12 protein-coding genes and 2 pseudogenes are annotated in these 16,535 nt (G+C 68.9%); 6 read left to right on the plus strand and 8 right to left on the minus strand.

Going from position 1 to position 16,535, the window contains the following annotated elements; translation table 11 throughout:
• Positions 1-46: 46 nt before the first annotated feature.
• Both ACIO3R_RS25300 and ACIO3R_RS25305 read left to right on the plus strand, forming a co-directional pair.
• Positions 47-811, plus strand: a complete 765-nt coding sequence (locus tag ACIO3R_RS25300; protein ID WP_385028707.1) for an alpha/beta hydrolase — start codon at positions 47-49, stop codon at positions 809-811.
• Positions 812-1,074: 263 nt separating this feature from the next.
• Positions 1,075-1,164 (plus strand): annotated as a pseudogene (locus ACIO3R_RS25305) (VOC family protein); the annotation flags it as partial.
• A 90-nt stretch (positions 1,165-1,254) separates the two neighbouring features.
• Here the strand turns inward: ACIO3R_RS25305 and ACIO3R_RS25310 are convergent.
• The 3 genes from ACIO3R_RS25310 to ACIO3R_RS25320 form a co-directional block, all read right to left on the minus strand.
• Positions 1,255-1,641 (minus strand): hypothetical protein, encoded by a 387-nt coding sequence (locus ACIO3R_RS25310; RefSeq protein ID WP_402108911.1) that lies wholly within the window; start codon positions 1,639-1,641, stop codon positions 1,255-1,257.
• Between the two features lie 98 nt (positions 1,642-1,739).
• Positions 1,740-6,635 (minus strand): DUF6531 domain-containing protein, encoded by a 4,896-nt coding sequence (locus ACIO3R_RS25315; RefSeq protein ID WP_402108914.1) that lies wholly within the window; start codon positions 6,633-6,635, stop codon positions 1,740-1,742.
• Positions 6,636-7,271: 636 nt separating this feature from the next.
• A complete protein-coding gene (locus tag ACIO3R_RS25320) occupies positions 7,272-7,985 on the minus strand; it encodes an MFS transporter (protein WP_402108917.1) in 714 nt (237 codons plus the stop codon).
• Positions 7,986-8,248: 263 nt separating this feature from the next.
• Here ACIO3R_RS25320 and ACIO3R_RS25325 point away from each other — a divergent pair.
• Positions 8,249-8,452: pseudogene (locus ACIO3R_RS25325) on the plus strand (helix-turn-helix domain-containing protein); the annotation flags it as partial.
• An 89-nt stretch (positions 8,453-8,541) separates the two neighbouring features.
• Here the strand turns inward: ACIO3R_RS25325 and ACIO3R_RS25330 are convergent.
• From ACIO3R_RS25330 to ACIO3R_RS25340, 3 genes are all read right to left on the minus strand, one after another.
• Complete coding sequence (locus ACIO3R_RS25330; protein WP_402108920.1) at positions 8,542-9,102, minus strand: hypothetical protein; 561 nt, start codon at positions 9,100-9,102, stop codon at positions 8,542-8,544.
• A 131-nt stretch (positions 9,103-9,233) separates the two neighbouring features.
• The gene (locus ACIO3R_RS25335) at positions 9,234-9,533 is read right to left on the minus strand and encodes a hypothetical protein (protein WP_402108922.1); all 300 of its coding nucleotides are present in this window, start codon (positions 9,531-9,533) and stop codon (positions 9,234-9,236) included.
• A gap of 1,272 nt (positions 9,534-10,805) precedes the next feature.
• Complete coding sequence (locus tag ACIO3R_RS25340; RefSeq protein WP_402108925.1) at positions 10,806-11,225, minus strand: ATP-binding protein; 420 nt, start codon at positions 11,223-11,225, stop codon at positions 10,806-10,808.
• Positions 11,226-11,361: 136 nt separating this feature from the next.
• On the opposite strand from ACIO3R_RS25340, the gene ACIO3R_RS25345 reads away from it, so the two are divergent.
• Together ACIO3R_RS25345 and ACIO3R_RS25350 are read left to right on the plus strand one after the other, a co-directional pair.
• Positions 11,362-12,213 (plus strand): helix-turn-helix domain-containing protein, encoded by an 852-nt coding sequence (locus ACIO3R_RS25345; protein WP_402108928.1) that lies wholly within the window; start codon positions 11,362-11,364, stop codon positions 12,211-12,213.
• On the plus strand, positions 12,210-12,416 hold the full coding sequence (locus ACIO3R_RS25350) for a DUF397 domain-containing protein (RefSeq protein WP_402108931.1): 207 nt from the start codon (positions 12,210-12,212) through the stop codon (positions 12,414-12,416). Before ACIO3R_RS25345 ends, ACIO3R_RS25350 begins: the two co-directional genes overlap by 4 nt.
• A 15-nt stretch (positions 12,417-12,431) precedes the next feature.
• On the opposite strand, the gene ACIO3R_RS25355 is transcribed toward ACIO3R_RS25350, so the two are convergent.
• Positions 12,432-12,788 (minus strand): hypothetical protein, encoded by a 357-nt coding sequence (locus ACIO3R_RS25355; RefSeq protein WP_402108934.1) that lies wholly within the window; start codon positions 12,786-12,788, stop codon positions 12,432-12,434.
• Positions 12,789-12,798: 10 nt separating this feature from the next.
• Positions 12,799-14,352: an FMN-binding glutamate synthase family protein gene (locus ACIO3R_RS25360; RefSeq protein ID WP_402108936.1), complete on the minus strand. Its 1,554-nt coding sequence runs from the start codon at positions 14,350-14,352 to the stop codon at positions 12,799-12,801.
• A gap of 261 nt (positions 14,353-14,613) precedes the next feature.
• On the opposite strand from ACIO3R_RS25360, the gene glmS reads away from it, so the two are divergent.
• Complete coding sequence (gene glmS, locus ACIO3R_RS25365) at positions 14,614-16,461, plus strand: glutamine--fructose-6-phosphate transaminase (isomerizing) (RefSeq protein ID WP_385028673.1); 1,848 nt, start codon at positions 14,614-14,616, stop codon at positions 16,459-16,461.
• Positions 16,462-16,535 lie beyond the last annotated feature (74 nt).

A 16,535-nucleotide genomic window follows, 5' to 3' on the forward strand; every position in this document is an offset into this window, starting at 1 on the left:
CGCCGGGAGCGCCTCGACAACAAGGCACTCCGGAAAGGCAACACCTATGTACTCTCTGCAATTCACCGCCGAGTCGACGACGAACGGCATCGTCGAGCGCGATTTCACCGTGGGTGACATCCCCGGGGTTCTCTGGTCGCCGGCCGCCGGCGCCGATCGCGCGCCCCTGGTCCTGATCGGCCACGACGGCGCCAAGCACAAGAAGCACCCGGCGATGACGGGCCGCGCCCACCGTCTCGTGAACCACTGCGGCTTTCATGTCGCCGTCATCGACGCGCCCGGTCACGGCGACCGGCCGCGCACCGCGCACGACGAGCAGGAACGGGCCGCCCTCTCCGAGGCGTGGGCGACGGGCGAGCCGGTGAGCCCGATCGTCGTGCGCTACAACGAGCACCTGGCGGAGCTCTCCCTGCCCGAGTGGCGGGCGACCCTGGACGCGCTCCAGGAGCTTCCGGAGATCGGCACCGGCGGCCCGGTCGGCTACTTCGGCGTCAGGATGGGCACCGCGACCGGGGTGCCGCTCGTGGCGGCCGAGCCCAGGATCACGGCTGCGGCCTTCGGCCTGTACTGGTCCGAGGCCGTGGCCGCGAAGGCGAAGGAGATCACCGTTCCGATCGAGTTCGCCATGCAGTGGGATGACGAGCACATCCCGCGCGAGGCCGGCCTCGCGCTGTTCGACGCCTTCGCCTCGACGGAGAAGACGTTGCACGCCAACGCGGGCAAGCAGGGGGAGATGCCGAGGTTCGAGGCCGACAGCGCGGTCCGGTTCTTCGCCCGGCACCTCGGCGGCGCGGTGACCTCACCGGCCTGAGGACGTGCGGCGGCGGCGCCCGGTGTGCTCATCGGGCGCCGCTACCGCGGCCCGGGGTGAGGCTGCGCGCTCCGAGTATTCCGCCGGAATTCGCGCGCAAGGAATCCACCTGACGGCCCCTGCTTCGTACCCCTGATGGGGACCGAATTTGCCATGTGCAGTGCCGCGCCAGAACGTAGCCCTCTCCGCTTCAGACGCCTCGGTGATGTCCAGGTGACACATCTCCCGCTCGGTCGTGAACCATTCATCTCCACGACTGTTGTGGTGGCTGGCTCATCCTCGCCACGGACGACTGCCGCAAGACGTACGAGACGCGGCTCTCCCGGGGCTTCGAGTTCACCGAAGAGCTCACCGGCCCCTGGTCCCCGCTCCCGCTCCAAGGGCTGCTGTGAATGGCGCGAAGCGGGTGCGTGGGAAGCGTAATATATTCTGATTTCTCTCGTCTAAATGAAACCCAGCGCGACCTGATTTTGCACGCAAACTCTTAGTACAACGATAAGATTGTTGAGCTGTGTGGTCAGATTGCGGACCTCGGGGCCGGTATCCGAAGTCGGCATCAAATCGGACAGCAGGCCCTCAAGGCGCGGCAGGATAAGACTGCATTCTTCGAATGAAATGCTCCTCCCGTGATCATCCGGGTGGTTGAGGAGCGGTTCAAGGACGGTGGTGAAATCGTCCCACGACGAGTCGCCACCGAACCCCTGCATTGCGTCCAGGGCGATACCTTCTGCTGAAGCCAGGTGTCTGCGGAACGAGGAGAATTCATGGTACGAAAAACATGCGTCCGGCCCGTCCGTGTTCCCATCCTCGGGAAACAAGCAAAGTCCCATCGAAATAATCTCCTAAAAGATGCTCCGGTTCACGGAGGGGTGCCTATTGCTGCACTGTAATAAGGAATGCAGTGGGTCAGAATGGTCTCGACTGCATCCTAGGAACGTCGGGTCACCATCCATGGAATTCCCTTCTTTTCGAACCAGGACGTGAATTCGACAGGGATCGGCTTCTCTGAAATGATCCTGTAGTCGATCCCCTTTGCCTGGGCTATCGCAATCTTTTCTCCCTCTATGCCCTTGAACTTCGCCAAGCGCTTGGGGTTGGCCAGTGTGTCCTCCCAGAATCTACCTGACTTCGCCTCGTACCAGGTCCCGCGCCCGGTGGTACGGTCAATGAATGCGCCATCGAATTGACGAGTGTTTCCGCCGGATGGCAATCGCTCGAAGAACCCTCTTCCGCCACCGAGATGGCCCACGAGGAATTCCTCATAAGAGTCTCCGGATTCCTGAGCCAGGCGGCCTCCGTTTGCTCCACCGCCTGCCGGGCATCCGGGCGCGAGCCCCAGCGGATCGGCCCAAGTGTGCGGGTTGTGTACGTATGCGACCGGGTTGGGTGCTGGTGTCAGGCCCAGTGGGTCCGGGGTGAGGTAGCGGGCTGTTTCGGGGTCGTAGTGGCGGTGGAGGTTGTAGTGGTGGCCGGTTTCCAGGTCGTGGTACTGGCCGGGGAAGCGGAGAGGGGTGTAGGCGGTGGCATCGGGGTTCCAGGTGGTGGTGCCCCAGAGGGTGGCGTGGGCGTGCCAGGCGATGTGGCCGGATTCGTCCACGAGGTGGGTGGGGGTGCCGATGAGGTCGGTGATGATCGCGTGGAAGCGGGTGTCGATCTCGGACTGGGGGGTGTCTGCTGCGGAGGTGTAGTGGGTGGTCTGGGTGAGGGGGGTGAGGCCCGAGGTGTCGTGCTCCCAGGTGAGAGTTTCGCGGCCGGGCCAGTCCGTGGATGTGGTGGTCTGTTCGATGAGCGTGTTGCCGTGCCAGGTGAATACTGTTTCGTCGGCGACCGCCGCGTCGTGGGCCAGGCGTTGTTTGGAGGTGCGGCGGCCCAGGGCGTCATAGGTGTAGCGCCAGGTGGTGCCGTCAGGGGTGGTGACGTGGGTGAGATGGTCCTCGGTGTCCCAGGTGTAGTGCCAGGTGTCGGGTTTCTTGGAGAGACGGGTCTTCTGGCGGAGCGTGGTGCGCCCGGCGGCGTCGTACTCGTAGCGGACGCTGCCCGCGCTGTCGATGCGCGTGCCGGTGTAGGCGCGGGTACCGGTGGCTTCGGAGTGGGGAAATGCCTCGGGCCAGGCGGCCCGGGTCTGGTTGCCCGCCTGGTCGTAGGCGTAGGACTCCTGCCAGGTGGTGGCCTGGACGCGGGTGACGCGACCGGCGGTGTCGAGGGTGTAGCGGGTGTCGTCGGTGGCGGTGAGACTGCCGTCGTTGCGCCAGGTGTAGGAGTGGTGCAGGAGTGGGGCTGTGGTCGCGTATGTCTGGCTGGTGATACGCCCGGCGCTGTCCCGGTCCTGGACCAGAGAGAGCGCACCGTGCCAGGAGCGCGCGGTTTCACGGCCGGTCGGGTCGAGCCGGTGGGTGAGGGTGCGGCCGGCCGTGGTCAGGGCCGTGCGCTGTCCCGCGAGGTCGTGCGTGTACACGGAACGGGTTCCGGCAGGTGTCTCCCTGCGTGTCAGGTTGCCGGCGGGGTCGTAGCTCATGCGCAGCGTGAGGCCGTTGACCGTTTCTGAGAGCAATCGGCCCGTCCGGTCGTAGGCGCGGATCAGGTCCGTCCCCGCTCCAGTCGCCTGGAGGAGGTCGCCGGTGGGCGTCCAGCGGTAGGTGGTGAGCTGCCCGGCGGCCTCCTTGGTGAGGACGCGGCCGAGCGGGTCGTGGGTGTAGTGAGTGACCTGGCCGAGAGGGTCGGTTTGTGCGGTGAGTTGGTCTGCCTGGTCGTGGACGTAGGTCAGCGTGCGGTCGTCGAAGTCGGTCTCGGACCGCAGACGGCCGGCGGGGTCGTACGCGTAGTTCCACGTCAGCCCCTGGGAGTTGGTGACCTGGGTGAGGCGGGCCTCGGCGTCGTGGGCGAAGGTGTGGCGGGCGCCGTCGGGATCGGTGCGCGCGCTGAGCAGGTCGAAGTGGGTGTACTCGTACTGGGTCACCCTGCCGAGTTCGTCGGTGCGGGTGGTGCGGTTGCCCTCCCCGTCGTACGTCCACGACTCCGTCGCCCCGTCCGGGCCACTGCGGTGCAGGAGGTGGCCCTCCACCGACCAGGTGAACGCGGTAGCGGCGCCCAGGGGGTCGATGACGGTGGCCACGCGGCCGAAGAGGTCGCGTCGGTAGTAGGTCGTGGCGCCCAGCGCGTCGGTGACCTCGGTGGGGAGCCCGGCCGCATCGCAGCGGATGCGTGTGGTGGCGCCCAACGGGTCGGTGACGGCGATCAGGGCGGCGTTCGCGGTGTACGTGTAACGGGTGACGTGGCCCAGCGGGTCGGTGAGGCTGGTGCGAAGGCCCGTCGGGTCGAAGCTCTGGTGCCAGACGGCACCGGCCGGGTCGGTGATCCGGAGCGGGTTGCCGCGTTCGTCGAGCGTGGCCGTGATCTCGGTACCGTCCGGGCGGAGCACCCCGGTCAGGTGCCCGTATCCATCATGGCGGAAGCCGGTGGTACGGCCGAGCCCGTCGGTCTGCGCGATCGTGCGCCCCGCGTCGTCGTACGCGGTGCGGGTCACCGTGCCGTTCGGGTCGATCTCGCCGACGACCTGATGACGGTCGTCGATCAGATACCGGCTGACGGCTCCTTCCGGCGAGGTCAGTGTGGTGATGCGCAGGCCTGGAAATTCGGGATCGGCCCCCTCGTAGGTGAAGCGGAAGGTGTAGTGCCCGCCCCCTCCGCCTTCGGAGGTCACTCGGTCTCGGTCGTCGTAGGCGTAGGAGTACGAGCGGTTGTTCGTGTCGGTCCATGAGGTGATCCGGCCCTCGTCGTCGTGCGCGAACCGAAGGGGCAGACCTGAGGAGTTGACCGTCTCGGTGAGGTGGCCGCCGGTGTAGCCGTACGCCATCAGCTCGGTCCCGGCCAGATGCAGGGCGGTGATCCGGCCGTCGGCGGTGGTGAGGCGGAGCCGGTAGCCACCGCTGTGCTGGATTTCGAGCGGGGTGCCGTCGGGGGCGTAGGTGAACGTGATGCGGTTGCCGTTGCGGTCGGTCAGGTCCGTCAGCAGTGCCGGGCCTTGGTCGTGCGGGGTGAACCTGCGGACGTGACCGGTGTCCGGGTCGGTGACCGTGTAGGTGCCGTCGGAGGCCTGAAGCAAAGGCAGGCGTGGGCCGTCCTCGGGCAGTACCTCAATACCTGCGGCGGAGTGCGGGTAGGTGAGGAGCAGCCCGTCCTCGGTGAAGAAGACGACACCCTGCTCGTCGAACTCAAGACGTTGGTCGGCCGTGGAGGACCAGCCGGGCCCGAACCAGCGACCGCCTCGGTAGCCGGAGTCGGCGCGCCTCGTGAACACCAGGGGCAGTACTCCTGGCAGTTCGATGTCGGTCAGCGGGAGGAACATCCGCCCGGTGGCCAGGTCCACGGGGTCGGTGCGGCCGTGGCGTATTCGGTCCCGGGCGCGTGTGAACAGTCCTCGCCCGCGCCCGGCCGCATTGCGTGCCCATGCCATCGCTTCACGTTCGGCCACCCTGACCGCGATCCGTTCTGCCACTGGGGCAAGCAGGCGCGAGCCCGCCATCATCAGCAGGTCGCCGGCGATCGACTCGCCCAGCAGGAGTTCCAACGGCATGCCGAAGGGGCCGGCGAACATCAGTAACGCCATCAACAGGGCGGGGGCCAGCTGGACAATCTTTTCCAGGAGGAAGGTGGCTGTCTCGTACTGGTCGAATACGCCTCCCTCCGGACCGAAATTGCTTGAGAGCGACCAGAGCAGGCCACCGGCGACAAGGGCTCCCGTCAGTGTCATCACGCGCAGTACGGACGCCACCTGCGGCTCGGCCAGTGTCTCCAGGCGTGCGGCACGTAGCCCGCGGATCGCGAGGACCAGACGGATCAGTCCGAGAAGCAGTCCGGCCAGGGCTGTGGCGACCAGCAGATGCCAGCCGGTGCTCGTGGCGAAGGAGTCCTCCCAGCCCTGTGCCCAAGGGAAAGCCCGCACCGCCATCAGTACACCGGCAGGGACAAGCAGGAGCGCGCCGACGACCAGCAGAAGCTTCTCCCACCATGGCCAGCGCCCCGACCGGGCACGAATCCATTGCCAGACCTGCCGGACGCCGATGCCTCTCCAAGTGGCCTCACCCGAAGCGGCATCCATGCGTCCCGTCTGAACGGTGACCAGCTCACGCAGAGCCGACAGGTGTGCGGAGTGGGTTCGTGGGTGGCTTGCGGAGTACAGCAGCGCACGTCGTTGGCGGGCGTAACCCAGCGCGACCACCGGAGTCCAGGGCAGGCGCAGCAGTGCGAAGGTCAGCAGCGTGACACCGGCCGAACCTCCATTCCGTTCCATCGCGAGCCGGACACTCGGCTCCAGCTGTTTGCCCCGCCGTCCCGCACGGATGTCCCAGGTGACGGCCAGAGCGATGCAGATCAGCACGGTCCACCAGCCGGCCGCCTCCAGCCGGTCGTACCATTCCCGCGGCCAGCCGGCCTCCCCCTGCCGGGCGGCCGCGTAATTGACCACCATGTGCTGCCCGATCGCCACCACGACCGGCACGAGTCCGATCAGCCGCGCCCACCACGAGCGCCCGAGCAGGAGCAGCCCCACCCCAAGGCCTCCGAGCGCCGACCACACCACGTGATGCCCGGCTGTGATGCTCATGTCGAAACTGCCGAGTGCGACTGTGCCCACCGGAGAGGGGAACCAATGTCCGAGGAACTCTGGGAAGCCTGCGACGAACGGCGCCGAGAAGCCGCTTCCCACCATCCAGCCGCCATCGATGCCACGCACCACCGCGTCCGGTGCCAGCGCGTACTGAGCAACCGCCTCCAACAGCCCGAAGCCGGCACCGATAGCGCCACCCAGTACGACGAAGTCCGACATGCCCCACTGCATTCGCCGACGCAAAGTCCAGGCTGCAAGCGCGAGCGGTGCCAGCTTCAACAGCTCCTCGGACGCCGGGGCCGTAGTCCACATCACTGTGTCCAGTACGTTGTGGAGCGAACTCTCCCGGGAGCCCGCCAGACGCCGTGCGACGAAGACTTCGACCAACACCGATGCGAAGCCGCTGCCGTATGCGCCCACTCCAAAGGCCAGGAAAACGGTGGGCCATCGAATCGCACGCACCGGCCAGGTGAGCAGGAGTAACTGCAGCACGCACCACACGGATGCCGCCGCCATCCAGAACGCCACGCACCAACCCCCGCTATTAATTTGCATACGCACATTTATGTGTGGGCAGGTTAGGTCGAGGAGGTCGGTGGGTTCAAGACCCGGCGGGAAATGCGACGCAAAACCGCATCTCAAACGTCCAGTTCACGTAGCGGATGACCAGCTTTGTGTTGAGCAGGCGCGTGCTGAGGTGGGTCGGTACGGGGTCGTGCGGTTCCGCGGCGGCGCCGGGGGAGGGGAGGGTGGTGTGGGTGGGACGGAGGCCGGGCACTTCAGCGGGACGGGCAGGCCCCGTTTTGTCGGGTCCCGGACGGTCGTTGCCGGGGGTGGCGGCGGGCCCTGGCCCCTTCAGGACGGCGCCAGGACATGGCGGTCGCGGCTCGCGCCGAAGGCCGCGGCGGTCTGCGCGACGAGTACGGCGAGCAGCGCGGCGACCGGCAGTGACCATCCCCCGCTCGCGGAGTGCAGCAGGCCGAGGCCGAGCGGGCCGAGGCAGGCGATGAGGTAGCCGATCCCCTGGGCCATCGTCGAGAGCCGGCCGGTGTGGTGCGCGTCGGGCGAGCGGGCGACGATGTAGCCGATGGCGAGGCCCTGGCCCAGTCCGAGGGCGGTCAACCAGAGGTAGGCGCCCGACACGGGGGACGTGAGCAGGCCGACGAAGCCGGTCGCGCACAGCAAGGAGGCCGCCAGGGGCGCGACGAAGGCCGGGCGCAGACGCTGCTGGAGCCAGGGTGCCGCGAAGGATGCGGCCATGCCGGGGAAGCTGGAGAAGGAGAGCATCCATCCGGCCTGGCTGTCGCTCATGCCGTGGTCCTGGAGAAGCGTCGGCAGCCAGGAGAGGATCGCGTAGTAGCCGAGGGACTGAAGCCCCATGAACAGGGTCACCGCCCGGGCGGTGCGGTCGCGCCACAGCGCCCTGGGCGCGGGTGCGGCGGCATCGGCTCCTTCTCGCTTCACCGGTTCCTGTCGTCGGCCGTTCCGGGAACGCCGGTCCGGCGCGAGCAGTTCGGGAAGCCAGGCGAGGGCGGCGACGAGGGACGGGATCGCCCACAGTGCGAGCACCTGCCGCCAGCCCCAGCCGGTGGCCGACTTCCAGCGGGACGACCAGGCCCGCGGCGAGCGCGGCTCCGCCGGACAGGGCCAGGGAGTAGCAGCCGAGTATCAGCCCGGCGCGGCCGGCGAAGTCGTGCTTGATGAGCTGCGGCATGAGGACGTTGCCGACCGCGATGGCCGCACCGGCGATCAGGGTGCCGCCGAACAGGGCGAACACTCCTGGGACCGAACGCAGCACGATGCCGCCGCTCAGCGCGAGCAGCGCGTACCACAGCAGGTGGTGGGCGCAGGAACTCCGGATGAGTTTTCATCAGTGGCGCACTCAGCTACGCGTCCACCACGCGCTCACCCGGCTCGCCGCCGGGAAGTCCGTCACGGACACCGCTCTCGCCTGCGGCTGGTCCAACCCGACGAGCTTCATCGAGGCTTTTGCCGCTCTCGTCGGCGAGACGCCCGGCCGCTACCGCAACCGTTGACTCCCTACCGGGGACGGCTGGGGCCCGGTCCTCCCTCCAGGGCTCCTTGAGCTTCACGACCTGCTTGCGCGGGCGCAGTTCCTTTCGTCCTACCGCCCGCCGAGCCGGAGGACGACCGCCATGTAGAGGCTCGCGGACACCGTCAGAACCAAAAAGGCGAGAACCGTGTGGCCGACCAGCCCCCGCCCTGGGGCAAGGCCCAGATGTGCCCGAGCCGCGCGGCTCACACGGGGCCCGGCGGAGCCTCGCGCGGCGTTCGCGTCGGCCTTCTCGATCGCTCGGCGCAGCTTTCCGCGGCTTCTCTCGGTGGTGATGCCCAGCCCCACCCCGTCGGCGTCGCGCACCAGCAGGGTCCGGTACGCGCTGCCGTACGAGAAGGTCGTTAGCAGCCGGACGGTAGTGATCCGGTTGAGGTCGACGGACCGTTCGCCGGTCAGGGTGCGCGCGATCAGGTGCGACGAGGAGTGCCGGAACGGGGCCCGCTCCTCACACAGGGCGGGCAGAAGGACGCCACCGGCGATCAGCGACAGCAGACCGAGCGCGATCGGCGTTCCGTCCGGGACCAGCCCTGCCCTGGCCAGCCCGTAGCCGCCGAAAGGCAGCAGAAGGACCGTCACCGCCAGGAACGATCCCCTGCGCGCACGCGTCACGGCGCGGATTGTGTTCGCTGCCACTGATGGCCCCCGTCTCTGTCGGCAGGCATCAGCATGCAGGTGCGGCAAGCCTCCGCACACTGCCTGGGTCCGGCAGTCTTCGGCGTGGGAGCAGGCAGCCATCGCCTCTACGTGGTGACGGACGACTCCGCGACGCACGCGCCGCACCTGCCCGGCTCGGGCGCTCTGAACGCGCGGTCGCAGTCGTCGCAGTTCTGGAGCGGCACCGGGGGAGGGGAGGACCGTGCGGGCGGTACGGCGGCCGGGAGCAGGGTGCTCAGCCGGTGCGCGAGCAGCTTGGCCGGGTACTTCAGGGGGACGGGCAGGTCCGTCGTCAGGGCCCGGGTGATCGTCGCGGGGGCGGCGTCGCGTTCGAGCCAGGTCGCGACGGCCGGGGTGAGGCTGCGGATGTCGTTCTCGGAGAGCACGAGTACGGGGGCCTCGCGCCGCAGCCCGCGCAGGACCGCCGAGGCGGCCCGGCGCGGGTCCGGGGTGAGTGTCTGCGGAAGCGGGAGGGCGGGTGCGGGGGCTGGTGGGGCAACCGGGACCCGAACCGGAACAGGAGCCCGAGCCGGAGCCCGAACCCGAGCCGGAGTCGGAACAGGGGCGGGAGTGGGTGCGGAGGCCGGTGGGGCAACTGGGACCCGAACCAGGGTCCGAACCGGAGCCGGAGCCGGAGCCGGAGCCGGAGCCGGAACAGGAACAGGAACAGGGGCGGGAGTCGGAACAGAGGCGGGAGTGGGTGCGGGGGCCGGTGAGGCAACTGGCACCCGAACCAGGACCGGAGCCGGAGCCCGAACCGGAGCTGTGGCCTGAGCCTGAGCCGGAACAGGAGCCCGAACCGGAGCCCGAACCGGAACCGGAGCCCGAACCGGAACAGGAGCCCGAACCGGAGCCGAAGTCCGAACCGGAGCCCGAACCCGAGCCCGAGCCGGTGCGGGCGGATCCATCGCCTGCGTACACGGCTGGTTGTACGACGTCGTGCGCGTGATCACGCGGCCGCTGGTCAGGCGTTCGCGGTCGCGCCTCAGGTAGCCGTTCTCTTCGAGTTCCCGCAGTGCACCGGCGATGCGGGCCTCGCTCTCCGGGAAGCGCTCGACCAGGAACTTGATGCCGACCTTCGCCCCGGCGGGCAGCGACTGGATGTGGGTGGCGAGCCCGATCGCGACGAGCGAGAGATCCTGGTGCTGGGCCAGGTGGTTGCCCACGACCGTGAAGTGGCTGGTGTGGCGCACGTTGACGTGTAAGACACCACCGGACCGGGCGTCGGGCCGGGCATCGGACCGGGCGCCGGGCCGAGCCCGGGGCGGGGCGCCTGACGGGGTGCCTGACGAGGCGCGCGAGGGCGCGATAATCTGCTGGCTATCCATCGGGAAGGTTTTGCTTCCTTGCTGGTCAGGCCCTCGCTCGGGATGTCAGTCCCGGCGGGGGCCGTCTCATGTCTGAAGTTGGTTTCGCGAGCATATGTCAGGCAACCCGGGCGAAATCCAGCTCAGTTGGCCAACCTCACCCGTGTGAGTGACGGGCGCCCGCGTGAGCGCGCGGGGGGCCTGCTGAGGTCCACCGGGGTGGGTTGGGTGGGGTTTGGTTGGAGAGTTTCTTCTTCCCAAAGGACTTAAAAGCCTTTTACGTCGTGGGCCGCCGCGTCGCGGTCGGCCGGGACGCGGCCCACCGGGTCGTGGCCGACCGCGTCGTGCTCCTTACGATCCGGTGAGGGCGATCTCCGCCCAGACCGTTTTCCGGGGGAACGGCCCGTGCCGGACGCCCCAGCGCGTGGCCAGCGCCTCGACGAGGAGGAGCCCCCGCCCGGACTCGTACGCCTCGGACTGCTCCAGTACGCGGGGCAGCCGCTCCCCGCGTGCGTCAGCCACCTCGATGCGGAGCGTGTCCCCGGTGACCGTCAGCAGGATGCGGAAGTCCCGCCCCGGTACGTAACCGTGCAGCATCGCGTTCGACGCCAGCTCGGCGATGATCTGGCTCGCGTCGTCCGACGGCAGCCCCCAGGAACGGAGCTGTTCCGTCGCCAGGAGCCGGGCGAGCCGGGCGCCCCGGCGGGTCGCGGAGAGCTGCACGGCGAACATGCCGCTGCGTGCACGCGGTTGGGTGATTTCTCGGTTCACGTCACTCAGCGTGGCCGTCCGTCGCTACGCTGAAAAGCAGTGACACGTATACGGACGGTGACTGTCCAGCGGTCGTACGGGCCTGTCCACGCCGTACAGCGCCGGTGCGCCGCGAACGGGTGGAGGCGGATGCCGCATGAGTGACAACGACGTGGTGGACGGACCGGATTGGGCTGTCGACCCCGAGGACGAGTCGGGTGCCGTGATGGCCGTGGTCGGCCGGCAGATCAGGCTCTGGCGGGAGGCGGCGGGCCTGCGCGCCGCGGAACTGGGCGAGGCGATCGGGTACGGCGAGAACCTGGTCTACAAGGTGGAGACCGGCACCCGGATTCCCAAGCCGGAGTTCCTCGACCGGGCGGACGAGGCCCTGGGCGCGAACGGCAAGATCGCCGCGATGAAGCGGGATGTGGCGGAGGCGCGGTATCCGAAGAAGGTCCGCGATCTGGCCAAGTTGGAGGCCGACGCGGTCGAGTTGGGCTCGTATGCGTCCGGTGTGATCGACGGGCTGCTCCAGACGGAGGCGTATGCCCGCGCCCTGTACGGGGAGCGGCGCCCGGCGTTCACCGAGGAACACGTCGACCGGCTGGTGGCCGCACGCATGGCCCGGCAGGCGATCTTCGATCGTCGGCCCGCCCCGCTGCTGACCTTCGTACAGGAAGAAGCCACGCTCAGGCGCCCCACGGGTGGGAAAATGGTGTTGCGGCAGCAGCTCGAACACCTTCTGGAACTGAGCATGTTGAGGCATGTGGAGATCCAGGTGATGCCGACCGAGACCGAGGAGCACGCGGGCTTGGGCGGCCCTCACCGGGTGTTTAAGCTGACTGACGGTACGGCTGTGGGGCACAACGAGGTCCAGCTCACCAGTCGGCTGATCAGCGATCCCAGGGAAGTCCAGATCCTTGAGATGCGGTACGGCTTGATCCGGGCCCAGGCGCTCACGCCTCGGCTCTCACGAATCTTCATCGAAAAACTGCTGGGAGAGACATGAGTGCGAAGCCCTCGGCCGGAAGTGCTTCCGGCCTGACCTGGTTCAAGAGCAGCTACAGCACCAACGATGGCCCCTCGTGCGTCGAGGTCGCCGCCGCCCCCACCACCGTCCACGTCCGCGACTCGAAGAACATCCCCGGCCCCGAACTCGGCTTCGCCCCGGCAGCCTGGGCGGACTTCGTCTCGTACGCGTCGGCCAACTGAAGGCAGCGCCCGGCGTCACCGCCAGGCGGCGATCACGGCCTCCGGCCCCCAGTGCGCGGCCAGCCCCTCGGCCGCCGCTCGCGTCGGGGGCCGGCGGCTGACCGCGACCAGGGCCGCGTCCTGCGCGCCCGGCACCTGCTGTGCCGACGCGACGAGTTCGGCCAGGTCCGTTGCCCCGAACGGGGTCTCGTCGCGCCACTTCACCGAGCCCACGAAGGCGACGCGGCGTGCCACCGACTGGGTGTCGGCGCCGATGAGGCCGGCCTCCGGGTTGTTCTGACGTTTCCACCAGCCGCCGACCTCGGTCGCCTCGGGGAAGAGGCCGTCCGGTACCCGGCGGGCGAGTGACTCCCGGACACCGTTCAGGCCCACTGCCGGTGTCTCAGACGGCCGGTCCCTGCGCGGAGGCCGTCTTCGACCGAGTGGCGAGCAACGCGGTGATCTCATCGGCGACGTGCGGGCCCAGCTCGCCCCAGCCGTCCTTGTAGCCGTAGACACCGGACAGGGTGCGGGCGTCGTAGTCGCCGTTCAGGATCTCGATGTCGTCGGCCGTGATGAACGCCGGGTGGGCGACGCCGACGGCCGCGGAGACCTTCATCAGCTCCATCCGCAGGGTGCGCAGATAGGCGGCGGCGCGGGTGGCCTTCGAGGTCGGGTCGAGGCCGCGGGCCAGGCGTGGGTTCTGGGTGGCGACACCGGTGGGGCACTTGTCGGTGTGGCACTTCTGCGACTGGATGCAGCCGATCGACAGCATCGCCTCACGCGCCACGTTGATCATGTCGGCGCCCAGGGCGAAGGCGACCACGGCGTTCTCGGGGAGGCCGAGCTTGCCGGAGGCGATGAAGGTCAGGTCGTCGGTCAGCCCCAGCTCGGCGAAGGTGCCGTAGACCCGGGAGAAGCCCATCCGGAACGGCAGCGACACCGAGTCGGCGAAGATCAACGGCGCTGCCCCGGTGCCGCCCTCGCCGCCGTCGACGGTCACGAAGTCGACGCCGCGGTCGCCACGCGCCATCAGGGTGGCCAGCTCCTGCCAGAACGCCATCTCTCCGACCGCGCTCTTGATCCCGACCGGCAGACCGGTCTCGGTGGCGAGCAGTTCGACGAAGTCGAGCATCGAGTCGACGTCGCTGAACGCGGTGTGCCGTGACGGGGAGGCGCAGTCCTCGCCGAGCGGGATGCCACGTATCTCGGCGATCTCGGGTGTCACCTTCGCGCCCGGCAGCAGCCCGCCCAGCCCCGGCTTGGCGCCCTGGGAGAGCTTGATCTCTATCGCCTTGACCGGGGCGCCGGCGACCACGTCCATGAGCTTGTCGATGTTGAAGCTGCCGTCCTCGTCGCGGCAGCCGAAGTAGCTCGTACCGATCTGAAGAACGAGGTCCCCGCCATTGCGGTGGTACGGCGAGAGGCCGCCCTCACCGGTGTTGTGCATCGTGCCCGCGAGCGCCGCCCCCTTGTTGAGGGCCGTGATCGCCGCACCGGAGAGCGATCCGAAGCTCATCGCCGATATGTTCACCACGCTCGCCGGGCGGAACGCCTTGGCGCGTCCGCGCGGCCCGCCCAGCACCTTGGCCGACGGCAGCAGGGCCTGCGGGTCGTGCACGTCCGGGAGCAGCTCTCCGGCGAACGTGCGCTGCTTCACGTACGCGTGCCCCTGCACGTGCTCGATGTCGTTGTCGGTTCCGAACCCGAAGTAGTTGTTCTCGCCCTTCGCCGACGCGTAGATCCAGGTGCGCTGGTCACGACTGAACGGGCGCTCCTCGTCGTTGGAGGTCACGATGTACTGCCGCAGCTCGGGCCCGATCGTCTCCAGCAGGTACCGGGCGTGCCCGACCACCGGGAAGTTCCGGAGCAGTGCGTGCTTCTTCTGGACGAGATCGCGGGCGCCCACCAGCGCCAGTGCTGTCGCGGTGGCGGCAACGATATTCCGGGCACGCATGAACGTTCCTCTCCTCGATGCTCCACGCCGACGCCATGGGGTGGCCGTCGTCGTGTCGTGTCGCTGTTGGGCGGCGGGGCACGACCGAGCGGGCGTCGGCGTCCGCCGGAGAACACCGGAATCGATAGTAGAAGCCCGCGCGGGTGGGCCCGTGATCAGGGTCATCGGGCGGGGGGCGGCCCGGCGCGGTCCTCCCCGACACCCCACGCCCCTTCTGCGAATATGCGAAGAACATGGGCAGGTGACCACGAAGGGACCGATATGTGCGGAATCGTCGGATACGTCGGTAGGCAGTCGGCGCATGACGTCGTCGTCGCGGGCCTCAAGCGGCTGGAGTACCGGGGGTACGACTCCGCCGGGATCGCCGTTCTCGCGGACGGGGGGCTGGCCGCCGCGAAGAAGGCCGGGAAGCTCGTCAACCTGGAGAAGCTGCTGGTCGAGCAGCCCCTGCCGGCCGGGAACGCCGGGATCGGCCACACCCGCTGGGCCACCCACGGCGGACCCACCGACGCCAACGCCCACCCGCACCTCGACAACGCCGGACGCGTCGCCGTCGTCCACAACGGGATCATCGAGAACTTCGCCGCCCTGCGGGAGGAACTGGGCGGGCGCGGCCACGACCTGATCTCCGAGACCGACACCGAGGTCGTCGCCCACCTCCTCGCCGAGGCGTACTCCGGCGGCGCGGACCCGGCAGAGGCGATGCGGCAGGTCTGCCGGCGGCTCGAAGGGGCGTTCACCCTCGTCGCCGTGTTCGCGGACGCGCCCGACGTGGTGGTCGGTGCCCGGCGGAACTCGCCGCTCGTGGTGGGCGTGGGGGAGGGCGAGGCGTTCCTCGCCTCCGACGTCGCCGCGTTCATCGCGCACACCCGGTCCGCGATCGAGCTGGGCCAGGACCAGGTGGTGGAGCTGCGCCGGGAGGGGGTGCGCGTCACCGGGTTCGACGGGCGGGCCGCCGAGGTGCTTCCGTACCACGTGGACTGGGACGTGTCCGCCGCCGAGAAGGGCGGCTACCCCTCCTTCATGCTCAAGGAGATCGCCGAGCAGCCGAAGGCCGTCACCGACACCCTCCTCGGCCGGATCGACCCGGAGGGGACGCTCCACCTCGACGAGGTGCGGATCACCCGGGCGGAGCTCCGCGAGGTCGACAAGGTGGTGATCGTCGCCTGCGGGACCGCGTTCCACGCCGGGATGATCGCCAAGTACGCCATCGAGCACTGGACCCGGATCCCCTGCGAGACCGAGCTGGCCAGCGAGTTCCGCTACCGGGACCCGATCCTGGACCAGCGCACCCTGGTCATCGCGATCTCGCAGTCCGGCGAGACGATGGACACCCTGATGGCGCTGCGGCACGCCCGCGAGCAGGGCGCGAAGGTCCTCGCCATCTGCAACACCAACGGGTCCACCATTCCGCGCGAGTCCGACGCCGTCCTCTACACGCACGCCGGTCCCGAGGTCGCCGTCGCCTCGACGAAGGCGTTCCTCACCCAGCTCGTCGCCTGCTACCTCGTCGCCCTGTACCTCGGTCAGGTCCGCGGGACCAAGTGGGGCGACGAGATCCGTACCGTCATCCGCCAGCTCTCCGAGATCTCCTGCGAGGTCCAGCGGGTCCTGGAGACCATGGAGCCCGTGCGCGAGCTGGCCCGTTCGCTGGCGGGCCACGACACCGTGCTCTTCGTCGGCCGGCACGTCGGCTACCCGGTGGCCCTGGAGGGCGCGTTGAAGCTCAAGGAACTCGCGTACATGCACGCGGAGGGGTTCGCCGCCGGTGAGCTCAAGCACGGGCCGATCGCCCTGATCGAGGACGGCCTCCCGGTCGTCGTGTTGGTGCCGTCGCCGCGCGGGCGCTCCGTGCTGCACGGCAAGGTGGTGTCGAACATCCAGGAGATCCGGGCCCGCGGCGCGCTCACCGTCGTCATCGCCGAGGAGGGCGACGAGGCGGTCGTCCCGTACGCCGACCACCTCATCCGGATTCCCGCGACGCCCACGCTGCTTCAGCCGCTGGTCGCGACCGTGCCCCTACAGGTCTTCGCCTGCGAGCTGGCCACGGCCCGCGGCAACGAGGTGGATCAGCCGCGCAACCTGGCGAAGTCCGTCACCGTGGAATGAAACAGGGGGACGGGCGGAGAGAGACGAGCAGCGGGATGAACAATGGAACGGACCGCGGAACGGACCGCGGGGCG

Source organism: Streptomyces sp. NPDC087428, from assembly GCF_044744085.1.
In the GTDB taxonomy this organism is placed as follows: Bacteria; Actinomycetota; Actinomycetes; order Streptomycetales; family Streptomycetaceae; genus Streptomyces.